Origin of the sequence: Paenibacillus antarcticus, from assembly GCF_001637225.1 — a bacterium.
Lineage (GTDB): Bacteria > Bacillota > Bacilli > Paenibacillales > Paenibacillaceae > Paenibacillus_AQ > Paenibacillus_AQ antarcticus.
Genome location: NZ_LVJI01000002.1, coordinates 75288 through 95229 on the forward strand (window position 1 = coordinate 75288; position 19942 = coordinate 95229).

The 19942-nt window shown below is 40.4% G+C and carries 18 protein-coding genes; 9 read left to right on the plus strand and 9 right to left on the minus strand.

The window, feature by feature from the left end; genetic code table 11:
• Positions 1-2 precede the first annotated feature (2 nt).
• The 4 genes from PBAT_RS03245 to PBAT_RS03260 all read left to right on the plus strand — a co-directional run bounded on the left by PBAT_RS03245 (position 3) and on the right by PBAT_RS03260 (position 3550).
• Positions 3-782 carry a response regulator transcription factor gene (locus PBAT_RS03245; RefSeq protein ID WP_068646501.1) on the plus strand — a complete coding sequence of 260 codons (780 nt, stop codon included), beginning with the start codon at positions 3-5 and terminating at the stop codon, positions 780-782.
• Positions 779-2494: a sensor histidine kinase gene (locus PBAT_RS03250; RefSeq protein ID WP_068646502.1), complete on the plus strand. Its 1716-nt coding sequence runs from the start codon at positions 779-781 to the stop codon at positions 2492-2494. Before PBAT_RS03245 ends, PBAT_RS03250 begins: the two co-directional genes overlap by 4 nt.
• A 282-nt stretch (positions 2495-2776) precedes the next feature.
• Entirely contained in the window at positions 2777-2977 is a 201-nt protein-coding gene (locus tag PBAT_RS03255; protein WP_068646507.1) for a hypothetical protein, read from the plus strand.
• A gap of 75 nt (positions 2978-3052) precedes the next feature.
• Positions 3053-3550 carry a hypothetical protein gene (locus PBAT_RS03260; RefSeq protein WP_068646509.1) on the plus strand — a complete coding sequence of 166 codons (498 nt, stop codon included), beginning with the start codon at positions 3053-3055 and terminating at the stop codon, positions 3548-3550.
• Between the two features lie 155 nt (positions 3551-3705).
• Here PBAT_RS03260 and PBAT_RS03265 read toward each other — a convergent pair whose 3' ends face one another.
• The 4 genes from PBAT_RS03265 to PBAT_RS03280 form a co-directional block, all read right to left on the minus strand.
• On the minus strand, positions 3706-4971 hold the full coding sequence (locus tag PBAT_RS03265; RefSeq protein WP_149466291.1) for an MFS transporter: 1266 nt from the start codon (positions 4969-4971) through the stop codon (positions 3706-3708).
• A gap of 124 nt (positions 4972-5095) precedes the next feature.
• On the minus strand, positions 5096-6550 hold the full coding sequence (locus PBAT_RS03270) for an ATP-binding protein (protein ID WP_068646512.1): 1455 nt from the start codon (positions 6548-6550) through the stop codon (positions 5096-5098).
• 104 nt (positions 6551-6654) lie between these two features.
• Entirely contained in the window at positions 6655-7629 is a 975-nt protein-coding gene (locus tag PBAT_RS03275) for an arsenic resistance protein (protein WP_068646514.1), read from the minus strand.
• Positions 7630-7644: 15 nt separating this feature from the next.
• Entirely contained in the window at positions 7645-8586 is a 942-nt protein-coding gene (locus PBAT_RS03280) for an NAD(P)-dependent alcohol dehydrogenase (RefSeq protein ID WP_246168499.1), read from the minus strand.
• Positions 8587-8691: 105 nt separating this feature from the next.
• Here PBAT_RS03280 and PBAT_RS26170 point away from each other — a divergent pair, with 105 nt between their 5' ends.
• Together PBAT_RS26170 and thrC are read left to right on the plus strand one after the other, a co-directional pair.
• Complete coding sequence (locus PBAT_RS26170; RefSeq protein ID WP_276326518.1) at positions 8692-8817, plus strand: hypothetical protein; 126 nt, start codon at positions 8692-8694, stop codon at positions 8815-8817.
• Complete coding sequence (thrC, locus tag PBAT_RS03285; RefSeq protein ID WP_068646517.1) at positions 8814-10208, plus strand: threonine synthase; 1395 nt, start codon at positions 8814-8816, stop codon at positions 10206-10208. The genes PBAT_RS26170 and thrC overlap by 4 nt, the downstream gene beginning before the upstream one ends.
• Positions 10209-10347: 139 nt before the next feature.
• On the opposite strand, the gene PBAT_RS03290 is transcribed toward thrC, so the two are convergent.
• Entirely contained in the window at positions 10348-11166 is an 819-nt protein-coding gene (locus tag PBAT_RS03290; protein WP_068646519.1) for a class I SAM-dependent methyltransferase, read from the minus strand.
• Between the two features lie 202 nt (positions 11167-11368).
• On the opposite strand from PBAT_RS03290, the gene PBAT_RS03295 reads away from it, so the two are divergent.
• From PBAT_RS03295 to PBAT_RS03305, 3 genes are all read left to right on the plus strand, one after another.
• The gene (locus PBAT_RS03295; RefSeq protein WP_068646520.1) at positions 11369-12253 is read left to right on the plus strand and encodes an ABC transporter ATP-binding protein; all 885 of its coding nucleotides are present in this window, start codon (positions 11369-11371) and stop codon (positions 12251-12253) included.
• 1 nt (position 12254) lies between these two features.
• A complete protein-coding gene (locus PBAT_RS03300; RefSeq protein WP_068646521.1) occupies positions 12255-12956 on the plus strand; it encodes a hypothetical protein in 702 nt (233 codons plus the stop codon).
• Positions 12957-13082: 126 nt separating this feature from the next.
• The gene (locus tag PBAT_RS03305) at positions 13083-13556 is read left to right on the plus strand and encodes a DinB family protein (protein ID WP_068646523.1); all 474 of its coding nucleotides are present in this window, start codon (positions 13083-13085) and stop codon (positions 13554-13556) included.
• Positions 13557-13646: 90 nt separating this feature from the next.
• Here PBAT_RS03305 and nrdG read toward each other — a convergent pair whose 3' ends face one another.
• The 4 genes from nrdG to PBAT_RS03325 form a co-directional block, all read right to left on the minus strand.
• Positions 13647-14153, minus strand: coding sequence for an anaerobic ribonucleoside-triphosphate reductase activating protein (gene nrdG / locus PBAT_RS03310; RefSeq protein WP_068646525.1), 507 nt, complete (start codon positions 14151-14153; stop codon positions 13647-13649).
• 4 nt (positions 14154-14157) lie between these two features.
• Complete coding sequence (gene nrdD, locus PBAT_RS03315) at positions 14158-16341, minus strand: anaerobic ribonucleoside-triphosphate reductase (RefSeq protein WP_068646527.1); 2184 nt, start codon at positions 16339-16341, stop codon at positions 14158-14160.
• 236 nt (positions 16342-16577) lie between these two features.
• Positions 16578-18347, minus strand: coding sequence for a sensor histidine kinase (locus PBAT_RS03320; RefSeq protein ID WP_068646529.1), 1770 nt, complete (start codon positions 18345-18347; stop codon positions 16578-16580).
• Positions 18344-19771, minus strand: a complete 1428-nt coding sequence (locus PBAT_RS03325) for a response regulator transcription factor (RefSeq protein WP_068646531.1) — start codon at positions 19769-19771, stop codon at positions 18344-18346. The genes PBAT_RS03320 and PBAT_RS03325 overlap by 4 nt, the downstream gene beginning before the upstream one ends.
• Between the last annotated feature and the right edge of the window lie 171 nt (positions 19772-19942).

Consider the following 19942-nt stretch of genomic DNA (forward strand, 5'->3'; position numbering starts at 1 on the left):
GAATGTATACACTAATGCTTGTAGAAGATGAGGAATTGGTGAGGAATGGGATTAAACGATTTGTGCCTCTAAGTGAGTTGAACATTACCGAAATCATTGAAGCAAGCAATGGAGAGGAAGGGCTTCGACTCTTCGAATCTCATCGACCTGATGTGGTGCTATTAGATATTAATATGCCTAAGATGAATGGACTTGAATTTGCTAGAAAAATTAAAGAGTTAAAGCCTAATGTCAAAATAGCAGTTATCACAGGTTATGACTATTATGATTATGCCGTTACCGCTTTGAAAATTGGGATCGACGACTATGTACTTAAACCCGTATCTAAGAATGATGTATTCGAAGTGTTGAGTAAATTGGTGGACAAAATGAAGAGGGAAGAGCAACAAACCATGTTACAGGATGTTGTGATGGAATTTAAGACGACTATGAATAACAATTATTCGAGTGATGATGCGGGTTATAAAGTCTCCATAGCCCAGATTGTTGAGGATAATATATCGAATCCAGCCTTCTCACTTACGATCCTAGCAGACCAAATGGGTTTTAGTTCGGGATATATGAGCGTCATGTTTAAGCGATTGTTTAATGTCTCTTTTCAAGATTATATGGTATCGATTCGCTTGGAACGAGCCAAGCTTCAATTGTTGATTTCGGATATGAAAATGTACGAAATATCATTTGCCGTAGGTTTCGATAATCCAAATTATTTTAGCGTCGCATTTAAGAAGAAGTTCGGACTCTCTCCGCTTCAATATCGTGAACGGATAAAAGATTCATGAAGGCCTTCTTTCATTCTCTTCAATTTCGAATTTCGTGGATCTATATGATGATTAGTTGTGTGACCATTGGGGTTATCGGTAGTGTTCTGTATGTTGGGATTTCTCAGGTGGTTATGCAAGAATCCATTCAATCTTCGAAGATGGCCATCACCAAGAGTAGCACTTACGTAGAAATGTATGTGGACCGCTTAAAGGTATTGTCTACGATGCTTGCGCATAATCCTCAAACAATTCGAACGCTAGTGTCAGAGGATAAATCCGGAGAAGAAGATGTACTTCAGTTCATTAATACGGTACTCATGTCGGATTCTTATATTAAATCGGTTGTTGTTATAGGTAAAGATGGATATGTCTTATCAAATGAGAAAAAACTGAATATGATGCGTACCTCAGATATGATGAAAGAGCCTTGGTATGTTGCGGCCATTAATAGCAGTAATCCCGTTCTGACCTCTGCAAGAATGCAGAAATTCTCGATGGATAAGGACAATTGGGTGATATCCATGAGTCAGGAAATCAAAGATGAGAATAATAGGAACCTTGGCGTGGTTCTATTGGATATTCAATATAAAGGACTCGAAGACTATCTCAATGAGCTAGAGTTAGGTAGCAATGGGTATACATATATCGTAAATAGTCAAAATGAGATCGTGTATCACAAAGATCCATCCTATTTCATGAACGCAGCTAAGATAGACGAATTACGAAAGTTTACGCTAGAAAAGGAAGGTTATGATAAGAAGCAGAATCTCCTTGTATACCATACGAAGCTTCGGAATTCAGATTGGACTTTAGTTGGGGTTAGTTCGTTAGATGGTCTAGCGCAAATTCGTGATCAGTTACTAAGATCATTTGTCATCGTAGCCCTTGGATTGCTAACGTTATTTGTCATGGTATCGCCCCTGCTTGCAAAGAGTATTACTAGACCGATTCAAAGACTTGAACAAGCCATGAAAAAGGTAAAAACAGGTCGATTGGAAGTGAGCGTATCCGAGACAGGTGTCACTGAGGTTCAAGGGCTTGCCCAGCATTTCAACACCATGGTGTTGGAGATCCAACACTTAATGCAAGATATTGAGAAGAAAGAAAAGAATCTTCGATCCTATGAGTTAAGCGTGTTGCATAGTCAGATCAATCCCCATTTCTTGTACAATACGCTTGATACGATTGTCTGGATGGCCGAATTCAATGATAGTGAACGTGTGATTTCGACCACAAAGGCACTTGCGAAGTTTTTTCAACTATCTTTGAGCGGCGGTAGCGAGTTCACGTCTATTCAGAATGAGATGAACCATGTTACACAATATTGTTTTATTCAAAAAGAACGATATGGCGATAGACTCCAATATAATATTCAATTCGATCCCGAGTTATCTGATAAGGTCATCCCTAAGCTAATTCTTCAGCCATTGGTGGAGAATGCGATCTATCACGGTATTCGAGAGAAGGATGGTCCGGGTCTGCTTCAAATCATCTGTATGAGAATGGAAGATGGAAATGTTCTTTTTCTAGTGAAGGATGATGGTGTTGGATTCGATTCTTCCATAGATAAGAGTGCGCACAATAATACATTGGAAGGGTTATCCAAATTAGGTGGAGTCGGAATTAACAATGTGGATGAACGTTTGAAGCTTATATATGGTCAAGAATATGGGATTACGATTGAGTCTAATATAGGCATCGGAACAACGGTCAAGATTGTAATACCATGAACGACGGGACACCTATAGACATGGATAATGATAAAGAAGGATTGCGATTAAAAGCATGATAATGAGTTGAACCAAGAAAGGCAGCCCCTCAGGGCTGCCTTTTGCTTGTTCCAGTAATGGAGGGGTGACGTATCATCCACAGCGGAAAAAAGAATTAAAGTCATTTTGTAACTTACTATTCTGCTCAAATAGGAATATATTGGAATAGTTGTAGGGAGTTAGCGGATTCACTTCTGAGTAATATGGGGTAGGTTTCACATTAAGAAATGGGGAGTTATAAAAGTGTTATTACAAAATCATGAGGACATTGTTAAATTACATGCCCTCCATTTGATGCAAGAAGCAGATCGTTGTAGAGTCGGACAGCAAGTGTTAGATAGAAGAAGAGAAGTGTCACAGTTAAACCGTAAAGCTATGAACAATACGAAAGAAAAACAATCTATCATTGGACGATTGATCTCTATAGGAATTAGAATGTTTTAATTTCGATATGTTTTATCGAAATGATCTTCGGATATGATATAATCAGATACATTATAATCGTACACGGAGGTTCATATGTTATCTTTTGAAGAGAAACTTGAGATTTTAGAATCTTACCCTGAATTACAACGAAAGAATGTCTCTCTCGGACGAGTGAATTTTCACTACGAGGAGAGTGAGTCTGATAAAAAGACAGTCGCTCTACACATCCATCCCAACGGTAACGGATTCATCTATGCAGGTCTTCTTCAGGGCTATGTTCTTGATGAGAAGGGATTTGCAAATATCCGTGAATTCAGCGAAGAACAAATAAAGACGCTTATCGATGCCTCCATTCGTTCACTCTCTTCGCATGAAGAGGAGAAAGAATCTGAAAGTGACGGCGTCACTCAGGAAAGTATTTTTTATGACACTGAAGTGTGGATGAATAAGGATGGTGAATCGCTCACGCTTACACGTGACGACGACCTATGGTATGTCTACACAGGACCAAACATTGAAATGGTGCTTGGAACACTGAAAGAAGCAAAGGAATATCTTCAGGATGAAGGATTTAGACCTTCGAGAACTTAGAAAGGTACTCAAACAGGCAGCGGGCGCATGAGCTCGTTGTCTTTTTGCGTTCGGATGTTTAGGTGGACCTGAGGATGTGTAAAACAGGGGAGAAAGCGAAAAAGGGTGTCCCTAGCCATTTCTTAATGGCTTTTGGGACAGCCCCATTTGTTTATCTATACCGCAGCTTTCTCCGGTGAACCCGAAGCAAAAGCTGGGTCAGCTTTATGTTTGAAGATGGGAACAAGAATCACAGCACCCAGTAACATGATAATTCCGGAGACACAATAAATTTCAACCAGTGGGAAGTTCGCCTTTATAACCCCTGATAAGGACATCATGATGACCATCATTCCCATAAACATGGGACTAAGCACACCATTTACGCGACCTACATAGGATTGTTCTGTCCACTGTAGGATTAATGTGTTGATGCCAATTTGAATAGCCGGCATCGTAAGGCCATTTATAAATTGCAATGCCAACGTTAGAGGGATACTCTTGGACAAGCCCATACCGGCGATACATAGGGCACTAACGCTCATACCAAATGCTAGTAGAACTTGAGGAGATACTTTTTTGGCAAGTGTCATGATGATAGCTCCACCAACGAGCATAGCAACACCATTTACCATCATGAGATACTGTAGGAATTCTTTTGGTTGACCAAGTCGCTCTGTGACTACGAATAGACCGAGCGTCTGGATGATCCCAACGGAAAACCCTGCTATGGCAAATGCACCTGCTAGTATCTTCAGGACGGGACTTTTCCAAACATAACGAAAGCCATCAGCCAGTTCTTTACGTAAATTTAAAGTCTTCTGTTCGCTAGTCGTTGCTTCCACTTCATCAGCTGGAAGACGGAAGAGCACCAGAGCGGATAATAGGAAGGCAACACCCATCACGGCGATGGAGATATGAATACCGAATTGATGATATAAGAATATGCCGAGTGCCGGACCCATGATCATAAAGATAGCCATAAGTGATTGGAACAATGCCATACCTTGTTGAAGTTGATCAGGATGGACATGTTGCTTGAACAGCTTCATAACAGATGGCTGAGAGAACTGTGATAATATGGCGGAGACGAAGGTAGCCAAGTAGATCATTTCCCACGAACCATACAATAGCGTAACGAGGACGATAAGTACTGAAGCGGAGGAGAGAAAATCACACCAAATCATGGTTCGTTTCGGTCTCCAACGATCGGCGAATGCACCTCCGATGAAAGAGAAGACAAAGATTGGAGCGAATTCGACTACGGAAATGAGTGAAATAGCCATTGGATCATTATTGGTCTGATCTGTGACAAACATAAGGATCGCAAAGTTTCTGACCCATATTCCAATTTGTAAGAATAAATTAGAGATGAGTATGGTTTGGTAGAACCGGTTCCTGAATAAATTCCCGGTCATGGGTGACGCATGTGCAATTGACATTATATACACTCCTATATATTTTTGTTTTTTTTTACCTATATAACCATAAGATATTATGGTGTGTTTGGAAAGAGGGAATACGTAATTTCCTGAAAGAAACTTATCATTTAGTAAGGGCTTACATCTATTCTTCGATTTCAGCAATAATAGGTAAAGTCACAATGAACGTCGTTCCTTGTTGTAGTACACTTTCCACCGCAATAGTCCCACCATGATTGTGAATAATATTCTGGGTAATCATGAACCCTAGACCAGTACCCTTATCCTTAGTTGAATAAAATGGCTGACCAAGTGACTTGATCTGCTCTGGAGACATTCCAATGCCTTCATCTTGGACGGCGATTTGAACTTCATATGCGTTACAATAGACGGTTATGCGGATCGTTCCTCCATAATTCATAGCTTCCATCGCATTTTTTAGTAAATTAATAAATGCTTGTTTTAATTGATTGATATCACCAGCGATCCAAATGGGTGTCATAGTAAAGAGCGGGATGATTTCGATATTGTTAAGGGCCGCTTGTACATTCATTAAAGTAATCACATGTTCTAATATTGGTAGGATATTAAGAGATTTACTTGTGTGCGATGCTTGAGGTTTCGATAGTATGAGTAGTTCGTTGACGATAAATTCGATGCGTTTAAGCTCGGATTCAATAATTTCAAAATATAGTTCCTTGTTGTGATCTGACGTGCGTAAAAGTTTCATGAAACCATTGATCGCGGTCAATGGATTTCGAATTTCATGAGCGATTCCTGCAGCTAATTGTCCTACAGTGGATAATTTTTCGGATTGCAAAATCTGTTCTTCTTGTAGTTTCTGCTGGGTAATGTCTTCGAATATTCCAGCTACTGCGCGCTTTCCCTCATAGGAAATCGTAAGTGAAAAGCCATCTATTAATTTTTGCTGACCATTAAAACAATTGATTAAGTAGCAAATTGGGGCAAGCGTGTGGTCATTCTCATAAATTCTTTCTCTTTCGTAGAGTTGGGCATGACAAGACTCATCCACAACTACTGTCGTGGATATCCCTATAACCTCGTCTACATTTGTCGCATGTACCAAACGTAACGCCGCTGGATTCACATATTGAACAATCCCTTTTTGTGTAATGAATACGGATTGGGGGATTTTCTCCAATAATTGCCTGAAAGAATCTTCTTTCTCGATCAGATTGCTTTCCTTAGACTGAAGCAGACTCTCCATGTGACTTAGAAATGTTTTGTCTTCAAATTGTATGAAATAAAATTGAGGAATCCCGGTGATATCCCGAACGATAGAAACATTCATAGTTATGTATAATCGATTACCAGATCTGTGAGAATAATATTGTTCAAATTGATGTTGATCGACGTTCTTGGATGCCATGAATTGTCCATACTTAAGAAGTTCATCTATTTGGTCTTGGTATATGTTTACTTGTGAGGGTAAGGAAATTAATTCATGCTGCTCGTACCCTAACAATTCACATAAGGTTGAATTCACCTTTATAAATTTTCCTGTAAGAGAAATAATGGCCATGCCAATTTTGGCATGTTTAAAAATGAAGTCGTAGTTAAGGGAAGCGTTGGGTAGCATTGTAATTCTCCTTATAATTATTCTTATTAATGGATGTATTGGGTCTGTATTGTGATGTACCGATGGTTGGTGAGTGTCATTATACACTTGAATCGGTTGGAATCTTATTGCTTATGTCGATTACGTAGATCAAACCCTGGAATGACTCTTATGTAGATTAACTCTCCAACCAATTCAATAATCGTCTGGGTAACAATAACCGCTGCCGCGATGGTAGACCATTCTTCAGGTAAGGCCAATGCAAGGGGGAGAACTACCAGCGAGTTACGTGTTCCCGAACTGAAAATAAGTGCTCGACCTGCTCTGATATCTAAGCGGAACAGCATGGCGACGAATCGTGCGATCGCTGGCATGATGATAAGAAATAGACCGTAGATTGGAATCACGTGAATAATGACTTGGAAATCAGTAAGTACCTTCTCAATCTGAGATGCTACGACAACGATAAGAGTAATTGCCATGAATGGGACGGGTAACCAAGCGGTTACGGTGAGTGCGGAATGCCCTTTTGGACTTCGCATAGCCCACATTTGCGTACATATAGCTAGGATTAGCGGTAGAACAATTAAGCTTAAGAAAGCTTCTATAAATGGACCTATTCTCATCATATTAGCCGCTTCTTCTCCTATAAACAGCCATAGATAGAACGGAAGTAATATCATTTGAACGACGAATAGAATAGGTGTTGCCGCTAACATTAATTTTTCATCTCCACGCCCTAATTGAGTGAATACAATGACATAATCGATACATGGCGTTAGTAAGACCAGATAGACTCCGACTAGAACAGGGGGAGTCTGTGGGAATAATTGTGTTAGCAGCCACACGACAATGGGTACAATAATAAAATTGGTAATCAGTAGTGCTCCGATAAATCTTCCATTTGAAAGTGACTCCCGTAGCTGAAGAAAAGGAATCTGTGCAAACATACTATATAGAAGGATTGCTAGGACGGGAGAAATGGTAAAGAACAGAAAGGAACTTAGGGTAGAGCTCGTCAATCCTACAATAGCTCCAATAAATAGAGACACGACATATATCCAAATTTGCTTATTCTCAAGTTGTTCTCTCGTAATCAATTAAAGGGTAACCTCCTAATCTTGAATTTGAATAATAATTTTACCACGTACTCTAGACGTTTCACTAAGTGCATGGGCTTGGGCAATGTCCGATAGAGGGAATATATTCTCGATAAAAGGGTTCACTAACCCATCGTTACTCAATTGTCCCACGATTTCCAGATCGGCTGTATTGGCATGCACGGATATAAATCGACCTTGTCGGCGAGATGAAAATTTCGACAGTAGAATAGAGGGTGAGGGAATCGTGGATATATACGTCCCATTCACCTTTAGAATACGACGGCAACGCCAATAGCCATATTTGGCAACAGCGTCAAAGATAATATCATAATGATGGTCATTGTTTCTGAAATCGGATTGATCATAAGGAAATACCTCATCGCAACCGAGGGTAGTCGCGAGCTTAGTGTTTCTTGAATGGCAGACACCAGTAACATGGCATCCTGCGGCTTTGGCCATCTGTACGGCGAAATGTCCTACACCACCGGTAGCTCCCGTAATAAGTACACGCATACCAGAGGAGATATGTCCTTCTCTGTGAAGGGCTTGATAGGCGGTGAGTCCGGCTAATGGAATGGCTGCGGCCTGGTGATCATTCAGAAGGGTTGGTTTAAGAGCGACTTTAGAAGCTGGACAGCACATGACTTCGGCATATGCTCCACCCTTTGTGGCAGCTGATGAGAAACCATAGATTTCATCTCCAGGTTTAACATGTTGAACTTGAGATCCACACGCGCTCACCACACCAGAGAAATCAGCCCCAAGAATTCGTGGGAACTTAAAGCCTGACATAAAGAAGATACTTCCTGAGCGGGTTTTATAGTCAATTGGATTTACTGAAGAAGCCATAACTCGTATTTGTACCTCATCAGGCCGAGGCATAGGTTCCTGTAAGGATTTGATTGTGAAAACTGTAGGTTTACCATATTTATGAATTACGGCGGCTTTCATCATGGACGAGGCTCCTTTTATAGGGATCATGAGTAGACTTATGTCTAGCTATCATACATGAATGACAACAAGAGAAAGTAACAATTTGACTCAGAAGGCACCTCATATATGGGACTTCTGAAAAATAAGGGATTGGCTATATTTGCAACTGAAGGTATTATAGATATAACTATCTATTTAAATCGAGGATTCTGGTCAACTATTCTAAATGATATCAATGGAGGATTCGTATGAAATATATTAGCACAAGAGGCCATGTAGCGCCTCAAGGGTTCATCGATACAGTACTCATGGGCTTAGCAGATGATGGGGGATTAATGATTCCAGAGAAAATCCCACATGTTTCAGCAGCGATGTTGAAGGAATGGAGTACATTAAGCTATAAGGAGTTATTTCTTCAAATTTTCTCTCTCTACACGAATGAAGAGATTCCAAATGAAGATCTGAAGGAAATGGTGGACAAGAGCTACGCTAGTTTCCGTTCGCCTGAAGTAACACCTGTTAAGAAACTTAATGATTCTCTATATATTCTAGAGTTATTTCATGGACCAACATTTGCATTTAAGGACGTAGCTTTGCAATTCATGGGTGAATTCTATTCTTATGTATCAAAGAAGCAGAATAAAATCATTCATATTCTTGGAGCAACCTCGGGAGATACAGGGGCAGCAGCAATTCAAGGGATTCGTGGCAAAGAAGGAATTAAGATCTGTATTCTTCATCCTCATGAGAAAGTAAGTAAGGTACAAGAACTACAAATGACAACGGTTGATGACAAGAACGTATTGAACCTTTCAGTTAAAGGGAATTTCGATGATTGCCAGAAACTCATTAAAGAACAATTTGCAGACTTAGATTTCAAAAGCAAGCATAACCTACGTGCGATTAACTCTATTAATTTCGTTCGCATCTTGGCACAGAGCGTCTATTATTTCTACGCATATTTCCAAATCGAGCAAGGAGATCAACCAAAGAAGGTTAATGTTAGTGTCCCTTCAGGGAACTTCGGGAATATCTTCTCAGGCTTCCTAGCGAAGATGATGGGATTACCAATTCATAAGTTGATCATTGCAACGAATGAGAACAATATTCTAGAGCGATTCGTGAAGAGTGGCGAATACAAACCTGGTGAATTCAAGTCTACGCACAGTCCTTCCATGGATATTCAAGTAGCAAGTAATTTTGAGAGATATCTCTTTTACTTCTTGGGGCAAGATGCGCAGAAAGTGACAGCTTATATGAAGAATCTTCAGAACGATGGAGAGATTGTCATTAGCGCAGAGGATTTAGTGAGAGTTCAAAATGATTTCGAGGCACATGGAGCTAGCAATGAGGAAGGTCTTCAATTGATCAGTACCTATAAAGCCGAATATGATTATTTATTAGATCCGCACACGGCCTGTGGCGTTGCTGCATATGAAGCTTGTAATGGTGAAGATGAGATTTGTATCTCGTTCGCTACCGCTCATCCTGCTAAATTCAATGAAGCAATCGAACAATGTGAGATCGAGCAAGCATTCCCAACAGAGATTGAGCAGTTGTTCGCGAAACCGCAATATCAGTTGGTTATTGATCATAATAAAGAAGAGATTGTTAAAGAACTTGTAGCTTTCTATGAGAGATAGATTCGAATCACGACCGTGATATCGATGATTCAACGAAATAACCCACTGACATCATCACTTGTCAGTGGGTTATTGTTGCTATTTCTGTTGGTAGATGGTGTAGCGTATATGCGTATTGAAAGGATGACATTCTATTCAGTTATCGAATACCGAGTCGCATCCGATAACTGAATAGAATGTTGTGGGATTCTCCGCCAAATGCTTTTGATACAAGTTCTCGGAAGTTCGATACTTCGGCATGGAGTTCTTCTGCGCCTAATTTAATGGCCGTTTGAAGCCCGCCTTGACTGAGAGCAATGTTCGCGTATCGATTCGCATCGCACAGTTCCCAACTGTGGAAGACGATTTCCCTGGTGAAGCGAAACAATCCAGATTCTTGAATATGATGTAAATGCTCATCTTTACTCCATTTATGAGCACGCTGTTCCTGCGGTGCTAACTGCGCCGCACGTTTATCCGCATAGGTGATAAGTTGCTGATAGCGATCATCAACTGTCCAGTCGCAGACCGGAGGCCAGTCATAGTCATACGCAGCAAAGATGCCACCAGGGCGAAGGATACGTGCGAATTCATGCAATGTGCTGTTCGGCTCCATCCAGTGAAAGGATTGGGAACAGGTTACAATGTCTGCACTCTCAGAGGGGAGTCCTAATTCATGAGATAATCTGTTCTCGAATGTAACATTCGAAGGCTTTCCGATAGCTTCCCACTTGGCTAATGCTACATCCCGCATATCGTCACTTGGCTCGAATCCGATAATGTGATCTGCTCTATTCAGCCATATAAAGGTGGAGAGACCTGTTCCGCATCCGACATCTACAACGGTTTGCGGGTGAATACGTAAATAGGTTGTGAGGATATCAACGACTTCGCGAGGTGCACTAGGGCGATTCTGATCATATAAATCACCAAAACCAGCAAAGCGTTCTACATTGTTATTACGGACATGTTCAATCACTTAGGATCACGCTCCTTAATGAATATATTACGGTGTCTCTTTGACTTCGACAATCATGTATTCTAATCCTGTAGGACGCGTGGTTGACACATAGTTACTATGTTTATATTTTCCTGGGAAACCTTTTCATGTAAAATAATTATATGAGTTACATATGTGTGACATTTACACGAAATACATCTCGTTTGATATGGAGGTTAACATGGAAGACATCATTAGGCTAGAACATATCTCTAAGGAATATGATCAGAGGGTTGTGTTGCAAGATGTGACTTTTTCCATTGGGATAAAGGAAATAGTAGCCCTGATCGGTGCGAATGGATCTGGTAAAAGCACATTGTTACGTATCATTTGTGGTCTAATAAGACCTTCAAGCGGAAAAATCCACAACAACTTAGCCAAAGAGACGAAGATTAGTTACGTACCAGAGCGATTCCCTAAACTTCGGCTAACAACACAGGAATATTTATTATCCATGGGGAAGATCCAAGGGTTGCATAAGAAATTTATGAACCGTCGAGTAAAGGAGTTAATGGATCAGTTCGGGTTAACAGAAGTTAGAGACAGACGAATGAATTTCTTCTCAAAAGGGATGCTTCAGAAAGTTAACATTATGCAAGCAGTTCTGTCTCAACCCGATCTGTTAGTACTAGATGAGCCTTTATCTGGGTTGGATGCTACATCCCAGCAAGATTTACTAGGCTTGTTACAAGAAATGAAACAGCAGGATATCTCTATGATTATGACATGTCATGAGTCTGTTTTATTGGACGAGTTGGCGAATCGGACCATCTCCTTACAGCAAGGAAGAGTTCAACTGCACAGCATACAGGGTCAGAAATCATATGTTACCATTCATTTCAAGCTTCCTTCTAATGTATCTACCTTTGATATAGGGCAGATAGGCGGAGTGCCAAATTTGGAGAAGGTTGATGGAGCTTACCGTTTACAAGTTGAAAGTGAATTCTCTGATGAGGCTTTGTTAATGATTTTAAATTGCAATGGGTCAATTTGGTCTGTTACACCAACAGAATACAAAGAATGGATCATAAGTGAGTCGATAACAATTGCGGGGGAGGTAGAGTGATTTGTATAAAGATTTATTGATTTATTTGCTCCGCAACTACAACCGCTCTTATAGATTTATTCCACCATTATTCACCTATTTAATTTTTATTGGTATATTTTACGCCTATAAACCCAACCCCGTGATGGGTAGTTTTGCAGTTACGTCGGTGCTATCATTCATTGTAACGGCGTGGATTTGTTATAGTTTTATGCAATCGGAAAGCCCAGTTCAAGAAGAAATAACCTTGCTACACCTAAGAAACCCAGCGAAATATTACATAGGTTTACTTATAGCTATCGTTCTTATGAGCATAATTCTGATTATTGTTTCTATGACATATCCAATAGTGGGTGATTATTTTGACAGACCCGTTGGAATTGAGGACATCTTTGTGGGTTTGTTGTCTCATTTGGGATTATCATTCCTTGGTATGGCTATAACGGTTTTCTTTACAGGCAGATTTGGCAGTAAGCCCAGTATCGCCATAGGAGGTATTCTAGTCGTTATTATTCTATCTTTTTGCCAAGGATCTATAGCAAGCTATTTGAGTCCTGCCTTAGAATGGATCACGTGGATACTCCCACCAACATTTTATACGATGAATCTGTTAATGAACTATGACACGTATTCTGGAGATGAAATTATAGGGTTGCTTGTTGCACCCTTTATATACTCACTTATCATTCTTACCATTTATGTCCAATTAATGAAACGTAAATAAGGCGATGGGAGATTTATTGGATGGGGTGAAGAAAGGTGGAAGAATTTGCAGTAAAAAAGTATATTATAGAAGGATGTAGTCGTAATCATAGGATTACTGCAGTGATATGAAAAAGGAGGAACATCGATGAGTGAAGCTTATTTGTTCGGACTGATTGGTAAAGCGAGAGAAAGAATAATTCAGCAAGTTGAGAATATCCCAGAGGCACAAAGACAGGTTGTACCTACAGGGTTCAACAACAGTCTTCATTGGCAACTTGGACATATTATTACGGTTGCTGATGGAATCACACTTCGTTATGGGGGTTATGAATCTAAGATTCCATCCTCATATGGGAAATTATTTAACAACGGGACTAAACCTGCAGATTGGCAGGACGAGCCCCCACATTGGGAAATTCTTATTCAACAATTGCAAGAGCAATTTCAAGCACTTCAAGATACGCTGCAGGGCAGACTGGGTGATCCGGTTGCCGTTAAGGATAACTTTGCAAAGGCGCAAACGATTGGTGAACTTGTAACGTTAAATATGTCTCATGAGAATTTACATTTGGGTATGATCACAGCCATGGTGAAAGTGTTGAAATTGAATAACAAGTAAATATGTTGGTACTATAAATATGGCAATCGTATGTAGATTAAAAAAAGGGATTTTGAGGTTGAACTCAAATCCCTTTTCACATTGAATCCTTTAAGATATCTCCAACCCAATAGCTTGTCCTTGAATCAAACTTTGCTGTACATCGAGCACACGTTGATTCTCGGAACCGCGCCATTGTAACTTAAGATTCCGTTGTTCTAATATGAACTTTCCATCAATGAGAACGTCGCAATACGTCAGTAGCTCTAAGCGAGACTCATCTGCGATGATCTCCTCGAATGTATATCCTGACCACACCCAGATGTCTTTACCTACACATTCATTCTTCATTCTTTTAACGAGCCCGAGTAATCCAGATACATTCTGGAAGGGCTCACCTCCGAGAATTGAAAGCCCTGATATTTTGACATAATCAATATTCAAATCACAGATGACCTGATCTTCGAAAGACTGTGTATAAGGTGTACCGTAGCTGAAGTTCCATGTGAGTGGATTGAAACAACCTTTACAATGATGCTGGCATCCTGATGTGAAGATAGAATGGCGAAGTCCGGTACCATTGATGACATCAAATTTCTTATAGTCTGCTATGTTCATGGAGTCACATGTGCTTTACGCGGGAGAGTACTTCTTTTTGTTTGCCCGCATTAAATGGTCTTTGACTTGGTTCAGATAAATACCCGCAACAGCGTCTAATTACAGATGAGGTCTTTGGATTGCGGTTACCACAATTAGGACACTCGAATCCTGTATTTGTGGCTTCAAATTCTCCTTCAAATCCACATTCGAGACATTTGTCTGTAGGGGTATTTGTTCCAAAGTAAGGGACATTCTCATATGCAAAATCCCATACAGCTTCTAAAGCTTCAGGATTCTTCACAAGGGAATCAAATTCACAATAAGTAATAAATCCACCATTCGCGTGCTGAGGGTACTCTTTCTCAAACGATATTTTTTCGAAAGGAGTCACTTTCTTGTTAACATCCAAGTGGAATGAATTCGTGTAATAGCCTTTGTCTGTGATGCCTTCGATCACGCCGAACTGCTCTTCATCGAGCTTGCAGAAGCGGTAGCATAATGATTCCGCTGGCGTAGAATATAGACTGAATCCGTAACCTGTTTCAATCTTCCATTGTTCTGTTCTAGCGCTCATATACTTCACGATGTCTAATCCTTTTTGGCGAAGCATGGTATCATCGAACATATGTTGACCATATAAGGCCAGTATAGTTTCGTGAATGCCTATATAGCCAAGGGAAATACTAGCTCTACCATTCTCTAATAAATGATCAATCGTATCTTCTGGTTGAAGTCGGCTGCCTGCGGCGCCCTCCATATATAGAATAGGGGCAACTTTGGCTTTGACGCCTTTCAAACGCTGTACACGATACATCAGACCTTCTTTGCAAGTCTCGAGTAATTCATCGAGTAAAGAATAGAATACTTCTTCGGAACCGTTAGCACGAATGGCAATCCGCGGTAGATTGGCTGTGACTACGCCCATATTAAATCTGCCGTCATGAATAGCTTGTCCATTCTCCTCGTATACACCAAGGAAGGATCTGCATCCCATAGGGAATTTGAAGGAGCCTGTAATCTCTTTCACTTTGGGCACAGAGATAATGTCTGGATACATGCGTAGTGTGCTACATTTTAAAGCCAGTTTTTTAATATCATAGTTAGGATCTTGAGGTTTCAGGTTTACGCCTTCTTCGATGCCAAAAATAAGTTTAGGAAATACAGGAGTCTTTCCATCTTTGCCCAGTCCTCTAATTCTATTCTTTAGGATCGCAAATTGAATCTGTCGCTCTGCCCAAGAGGTTCCTCTACCGAATCCGAAGGTACTGAATGGGGTCTGACCGTTCGCACTTACTAGGGTATTGATCTCGTACTCAAGGGATTGAAAGGCATCGAAGGTTTCCTTCTCTGTCAGTTTCTCGGCATAATCGAAACATCGTGGATACTGTGCATGTAGCTCTTGATTGTCGTAAGAAATGTCCAAAGTATCGATTGTACTGGAATCTAGCATGTACAACCAATGAAGTCCATTTCTGTAATGTTTCTTGTAAGAATGCTCGACGTAAGGAGCTAAAATGACATCAATTTCATTTATCGTATTTCCACCATAGATATGGCTAGCAACTTGGGCAATAATCTGTGCTGTAATCGCGGTAGCTGTAGTAATAGATTTAGGTGTTTCGATCTGAGCATTACCGAGCTTAAACCCATTTTCTAACATGCCTTTAAGATCAATCAACATACAATTATAGATAGGGAAATAAGGACTATAATCCTGATCGTGAAAATGTAAATGGCCTTGATTATGTGCTTCTACGACCTTCTTAGGAATCATATAGGTTTGAGCGAAATCTTTCGCCATAATTCCTGCGAGTAAATCTCTTTGCGTTGGAATCGTAGCACCGTCTTTATTCGAGTTCTCTTTCAATACTTCTTCATTAGTTAAGTCGAGCAGGCCTTGAACTTTCTTGTCCAGACTGCCTCGTTCACGCCTCTTCAGCGTTCGAATCTCACGATAGCCTATGTATTCTTCAGCGGCATCTTTTCTCTTACTATTCATGAGTGCAGACTGTACTTCATCTTGAATATGTTCAATATCAATCTTCTCGTATTTTGATATTTTGTGAGTTACTTTATCAGCGATTCGCTGAGCGATATCCATATCTATTTTCTTCTCAGTTCTATCCATGGCTTTACATATAGCATCAATAATTTTCTGTTGGTTAAAGGAAACTTCAGATCCATCTCGTTTGATAACTAACATCATAATCACCCTTATATTTTATTTGCAAATGTAGTGATTGAGTAACATTTACAAGTGTCGATAGTGAGCATATCATATTGAAAAAATAAAGAATGTGCTCTAAGACACACTATATGTAGTATGTTGTTGAATTACTGTATACCATAAGATGTATCAACGCATAGCGATAGGCATAATTAGACTTGCAGATCAGCCCCACCAAAAGGGGTACTGAACTGCAAGTCTAAGAGGGTACTTATTTATTGTTGCATATCGTATATAGGAAGCTGGATAACGACCGTTGTACCTTGTCCTTGAATGCTGTGAATGTTGACTCCATATGGATCGCCATATTTCAGCCATAACCGATTATGAACATTTTGTATGCCGATATGCTCGGTTGAAGAAACATTCTTACTATTTAACCTTTCAATCATATCGGATAGGCGTTGGGGGTCGATGCCTACCCCATTATCCTTAATGGTAATGACAAGGCGGTTGATGTCGGACCTCTCTACACGAAGAAGGAGTAAGCCACTCTTACCACGTGGTTCTAACCCATGACTAAGTGCGTTCTCAATGATTGGCTGGATAAACATTTTGGGAACGAGAATCGCGAGCAAGTCATTGGGACAATCGAACTCGAACACCATCTTACCTGGGAACCGCCCTTGGTGAATTTTGACGCAAGCTCCTGCAATCTTGAGTTCCTCTCCTAAGAGGACCTCATCCTTCGCTTTGATGGTATACCTCAGCATCGTGCTTAACGCGGTTGTCATCTCATAAATTTCCTGGTTACCTTTAACGATAGCGATTCCCTTTATAGAATCTAGTGTATTACTCAAGAAATGCGGATTGATCTGACTTTGCAGATAGGCATATTCCGCTCGTTGCTTCTCCAGATCCACTTGATATAATCTAGTTGTGGTTTCAATCAAGCGCTCGGTCAGATCGTTAATCCTCTCGAGCATGGTATTAAACTCGTGGGATATGACCTCAATCTCAGCATATCCTTCTAGGGAAACCTTCGAATTCAGGACTTCCAGATTCCCGGACTTCAGCCTTGCCATGAAGCGCATCAGCTTGGTAAGCGGTTTAAGAATATTCATCATCAGAACGGCATAGGGAACGGAGAACAACAGCAGTGCAGCCACCAGTATGAAATAGCTCGTTCTCTTTAATGTATCCAGTTCCTTTATCAGGCTTTGTATCGGTACGGCCGTAACGATACTCCCCGAAATTTCCGGTAAATCAAAAGATTGCACCGCATATTTCTTACCTTCGATGGTCGCCATGTAGGCTTCTTCACTGCTTGCATGCAAGCCTGCCTGCTTAAATTGATTGAGTAGGTCATCATCTTTGCTGTTGTTGGTATATACGATATCTTTATTATCCATGATGATGAAGGTCGAGTCTGCTAGGCGGGGATACCGCTCAAGCTCTGTGTTTATGGATTTGACATCCAGTGCGATGGCAATGAATCCGACTTTCTCTCCATATAGGGCGGTATCGCCGGAGGCATAAATATTCATGCCAAACAAAAAATGATCCTTGGGAATCTTAATATCTTCTGTACGAAATCCGATATAGTGAACGGATCCACCATCTTTAGCCTGCTCCATGATGGTATTTATATTATTCATTTTTCCAGCAAAGGGCGTCTGTGTGTTCAATCGCCCTAAGATAGCAATATCAAGAATATCTTTATTTGTATTTTTGATGACACCCATTAGACTCTCGACATTTTTTGAAAGGGTATAGATTTCCAGTTTATCGCTTTCAATTAATAAAGCCTGTACGGTTGTATCGTAGCCAATATTCATCAACAAATTGGAAGTGTTAGTATAATTTGCAGACAGCTTCTGCTTTAGCAAGGATACTAGCTCCGTATTGTATAGAGTATTTTGAATGATGATTGTCGTGCTGGCCTGCTGATACACCTTAATGATAACGAGGGGAATCATTGCGATGATTACCATGCCAATAATCATGACCTGTATTCGAATAGATAGCTTTTTGAAGAATTTCATTGTTTTGCCCTATATTGTGTTGGTGTAATCTTGTTATATCGTTTGAAAATTCTTGTAAAGTAGAAATAATCTTGGAATCCACATGTTTCTCCGACTTGATAGATGGTATATTCAGTTTCTTTCAAAAGCTTGCAGGCATATTCAATCCGCAAACGTGACACATACTCTACGATGGTTTCTCCGACTTCCTTCTTGAATAATTGGCATAAGTAATTGGGACTTAGAAAAAACTTGTTCGCAAGGCCTTGAATCGTTATTTCTTGAGTGAAGTTGCCGTGGAGATGAATAACGATTTCCTTCACTTTCTTGTGGGCAACATTCAACACGGAAGCCGATATCGCCTCCGTGAAATGATCGTATGTCTCCTTGATCATTTCGTCGATCATGATATCAATATTCCCGTAATGTATGTACAAGTGTTCATATCCTTCGAAGAATCGACTATTCGTCCTGTTACCCTCACGATAGAAGAGATACATCGCCGCCGTATAAATCAAGTAAGCATCTTTGATCGTAAAGGTTCCATTGTGAAACAAGTCTCTTGTGGACTCTAGAATCTTTACAAATTGGATCTGGTCTTTATGATCAAGGGCGTGATTAATTTCCTTGAGAGTCTCGTTGATGGAGATGCTGGCCTGATTGGTAGCTTGATAGATACCAGCGTTACCTGTTGAGAATATGCCGTATGCCGCTAGGGAGGCGGCTTCGAGGGAAGCTTCCAAATCAACAACATCCGATATTGGATAGCCCACACCTGCACTAAAGGAACTCGATGGTTGGATAAGACGCCATTGACGAAGGAAATCATCTTTAAGTTCATCGCGTACAAGATAGCCTTGTCGGCGGAAGTTCAAAGGGAAGCTAAGTTGCCTTAAGTTGTAGTCAACGGAAGTGCTATCAACGCCTTGAATTACAATCGGTGTAATTTGAGAATTGGAATGAACGGGCATATTGTTATCTTTTAAGAGTTGGTTCATCTTCACTGTATTGCTGGAACAGATAGCTTCGTACATTTCTGTGGAAAAAGAGCGTATTGGCGCTTTCAATTTGTCTTGTAGACATTCAGAGGCCTTGTTTAGCATGCTGTGAATTTCCTCAATCTCAAACGGCTTCAAGCAGTAACTGAAGGTGCCGTAGTTTAAAGCCTTCTGTGCGTATGCGAATTCCGCATGTCCGCTCAACACCACAAATAGGGTTTCAGGAGAAGCAATTTTTCCATTCTTAATAAGTTCTAGGCCATTCATATCTGGCATCTTAATATCTGTGAGGACAAGGTCTGGGCGAAGGTCCTTGATCATTTGAAGCGCGTCTTTCCCATTCTCTGCGTCCCCGATAACCTCGAATCCATATTTCTTCCAGTTTACGCCAGCTTTGATACCCTCAACGATCCACTTTTCATCATCGACAACGATAGCTGTATGCATATTTATCCCCCTGTTACAAGCGAACTCTAATTCAATCGTAATAGCGTAAGGACACGATTGGTATGGTGTAAACTACGATAGGTATGTATAAAACTATGATAAAGAAGAGATGTAAGCACTTTCATAATAATATCCACATGTTTAGAATTATTTGTCCATACCCGCTTATTG

Bases quoted from the DNA above. Each gene is read 5' to 3' on its own strand.
- PBAT_RS03265 (WP_149466291.1), bottom strand. From the start codon at position 4,971: ATGTCAATTGCACATGCGTCACCCATGACCGGGAATTTATTCAGGAAC.
- PBAT_RS03325 (WP_068646531.1), bottom strand. From the start codon at position 19,771: ATGCATACAGCTATCGTTGTCGATGATGAAAAGTGGATCGTTGAGGGT.
- PBAT_RS26170 (WP_276326518.1), top strand. From the start codon at position 8,692: ATGGGACTTCTGAAAAATAAGGGATTGGCTATATTTGCAACTGAAGGT.
- PBAT_RS03270 (WP_068646512.1), bottom strand. From the start codon at position 6,550: ATGCTACCCAACGCTTCCCTTAACTACGACTTCATTTTTAAACATGCC.
- nrdG (WP_068646525.1), bottom strand. From the start codon at position 14,153: ATGAACATAGCAGACTATAAGAAATTTGATGTCATCAATGGTACCGGA.
- PBAT_RS03305 (WP_068646523.1), top strand. From the start codon at position 13,083: ATGAGTGAAGCTTATTTGTTCGGACTGATTGGTAAAGCGAGAGAAAGA.
- PBAT_RS03250 (WP_068646502.1), top strand. From the start codon at position 779: ATGAAGGCCTTCTTTCATTCTCTTCAATTTCGAATTTCGTGGATCTAT.
- PBAT_RS03320 (WP_068646529.1), bottom strand. From the start codon at position 18,347: ATGAAATTCTTCAAAAAGCTATCTATTCGAATACAGGTCATGATTATT.
- PBAT_RS03280 (WP_246168499.1), bottom strand. From the start codon at position 8,586: ATGATGAAAGCCGCCGTAATTCATAAATATGGTAAACCTACAGTTTTC.
- PBAT_RS03260 (WP_068646509.1), top strand. From the start codon at position 3,053: ATGTTATCTTTTGAAGAGAAACTTGAGATTTTAGAATCTTACCCTGAA.
- nrdD (WP_068646527.1), bottom strand. From the start codon at position 16,341: ATGATGTTAGTTATCAAACGAGATGGATCTGAAGTTTCCTTTAACCAA.
- thrC (WP_068646517.1), top strand. From the start codon at position 8,814: ATGAAATATATTAGCACAAGAGGCCATGTAGCGCCTCAAGGGTTCATC.
- PBAT_RS03295 (WP_068646520.1), top strand. From the start codon at position 11,369: ATGGAAGACATCATTAGGCTAGAACATATCTCTAAGGAATATGATCAG.
- PBAT_RS03245 (WP_068646501.1), top strand. From the start codon at position 3: ATGTATACACTAATGCTTGTAGAAGATGAGGAATTGGTGAGGAATGGG.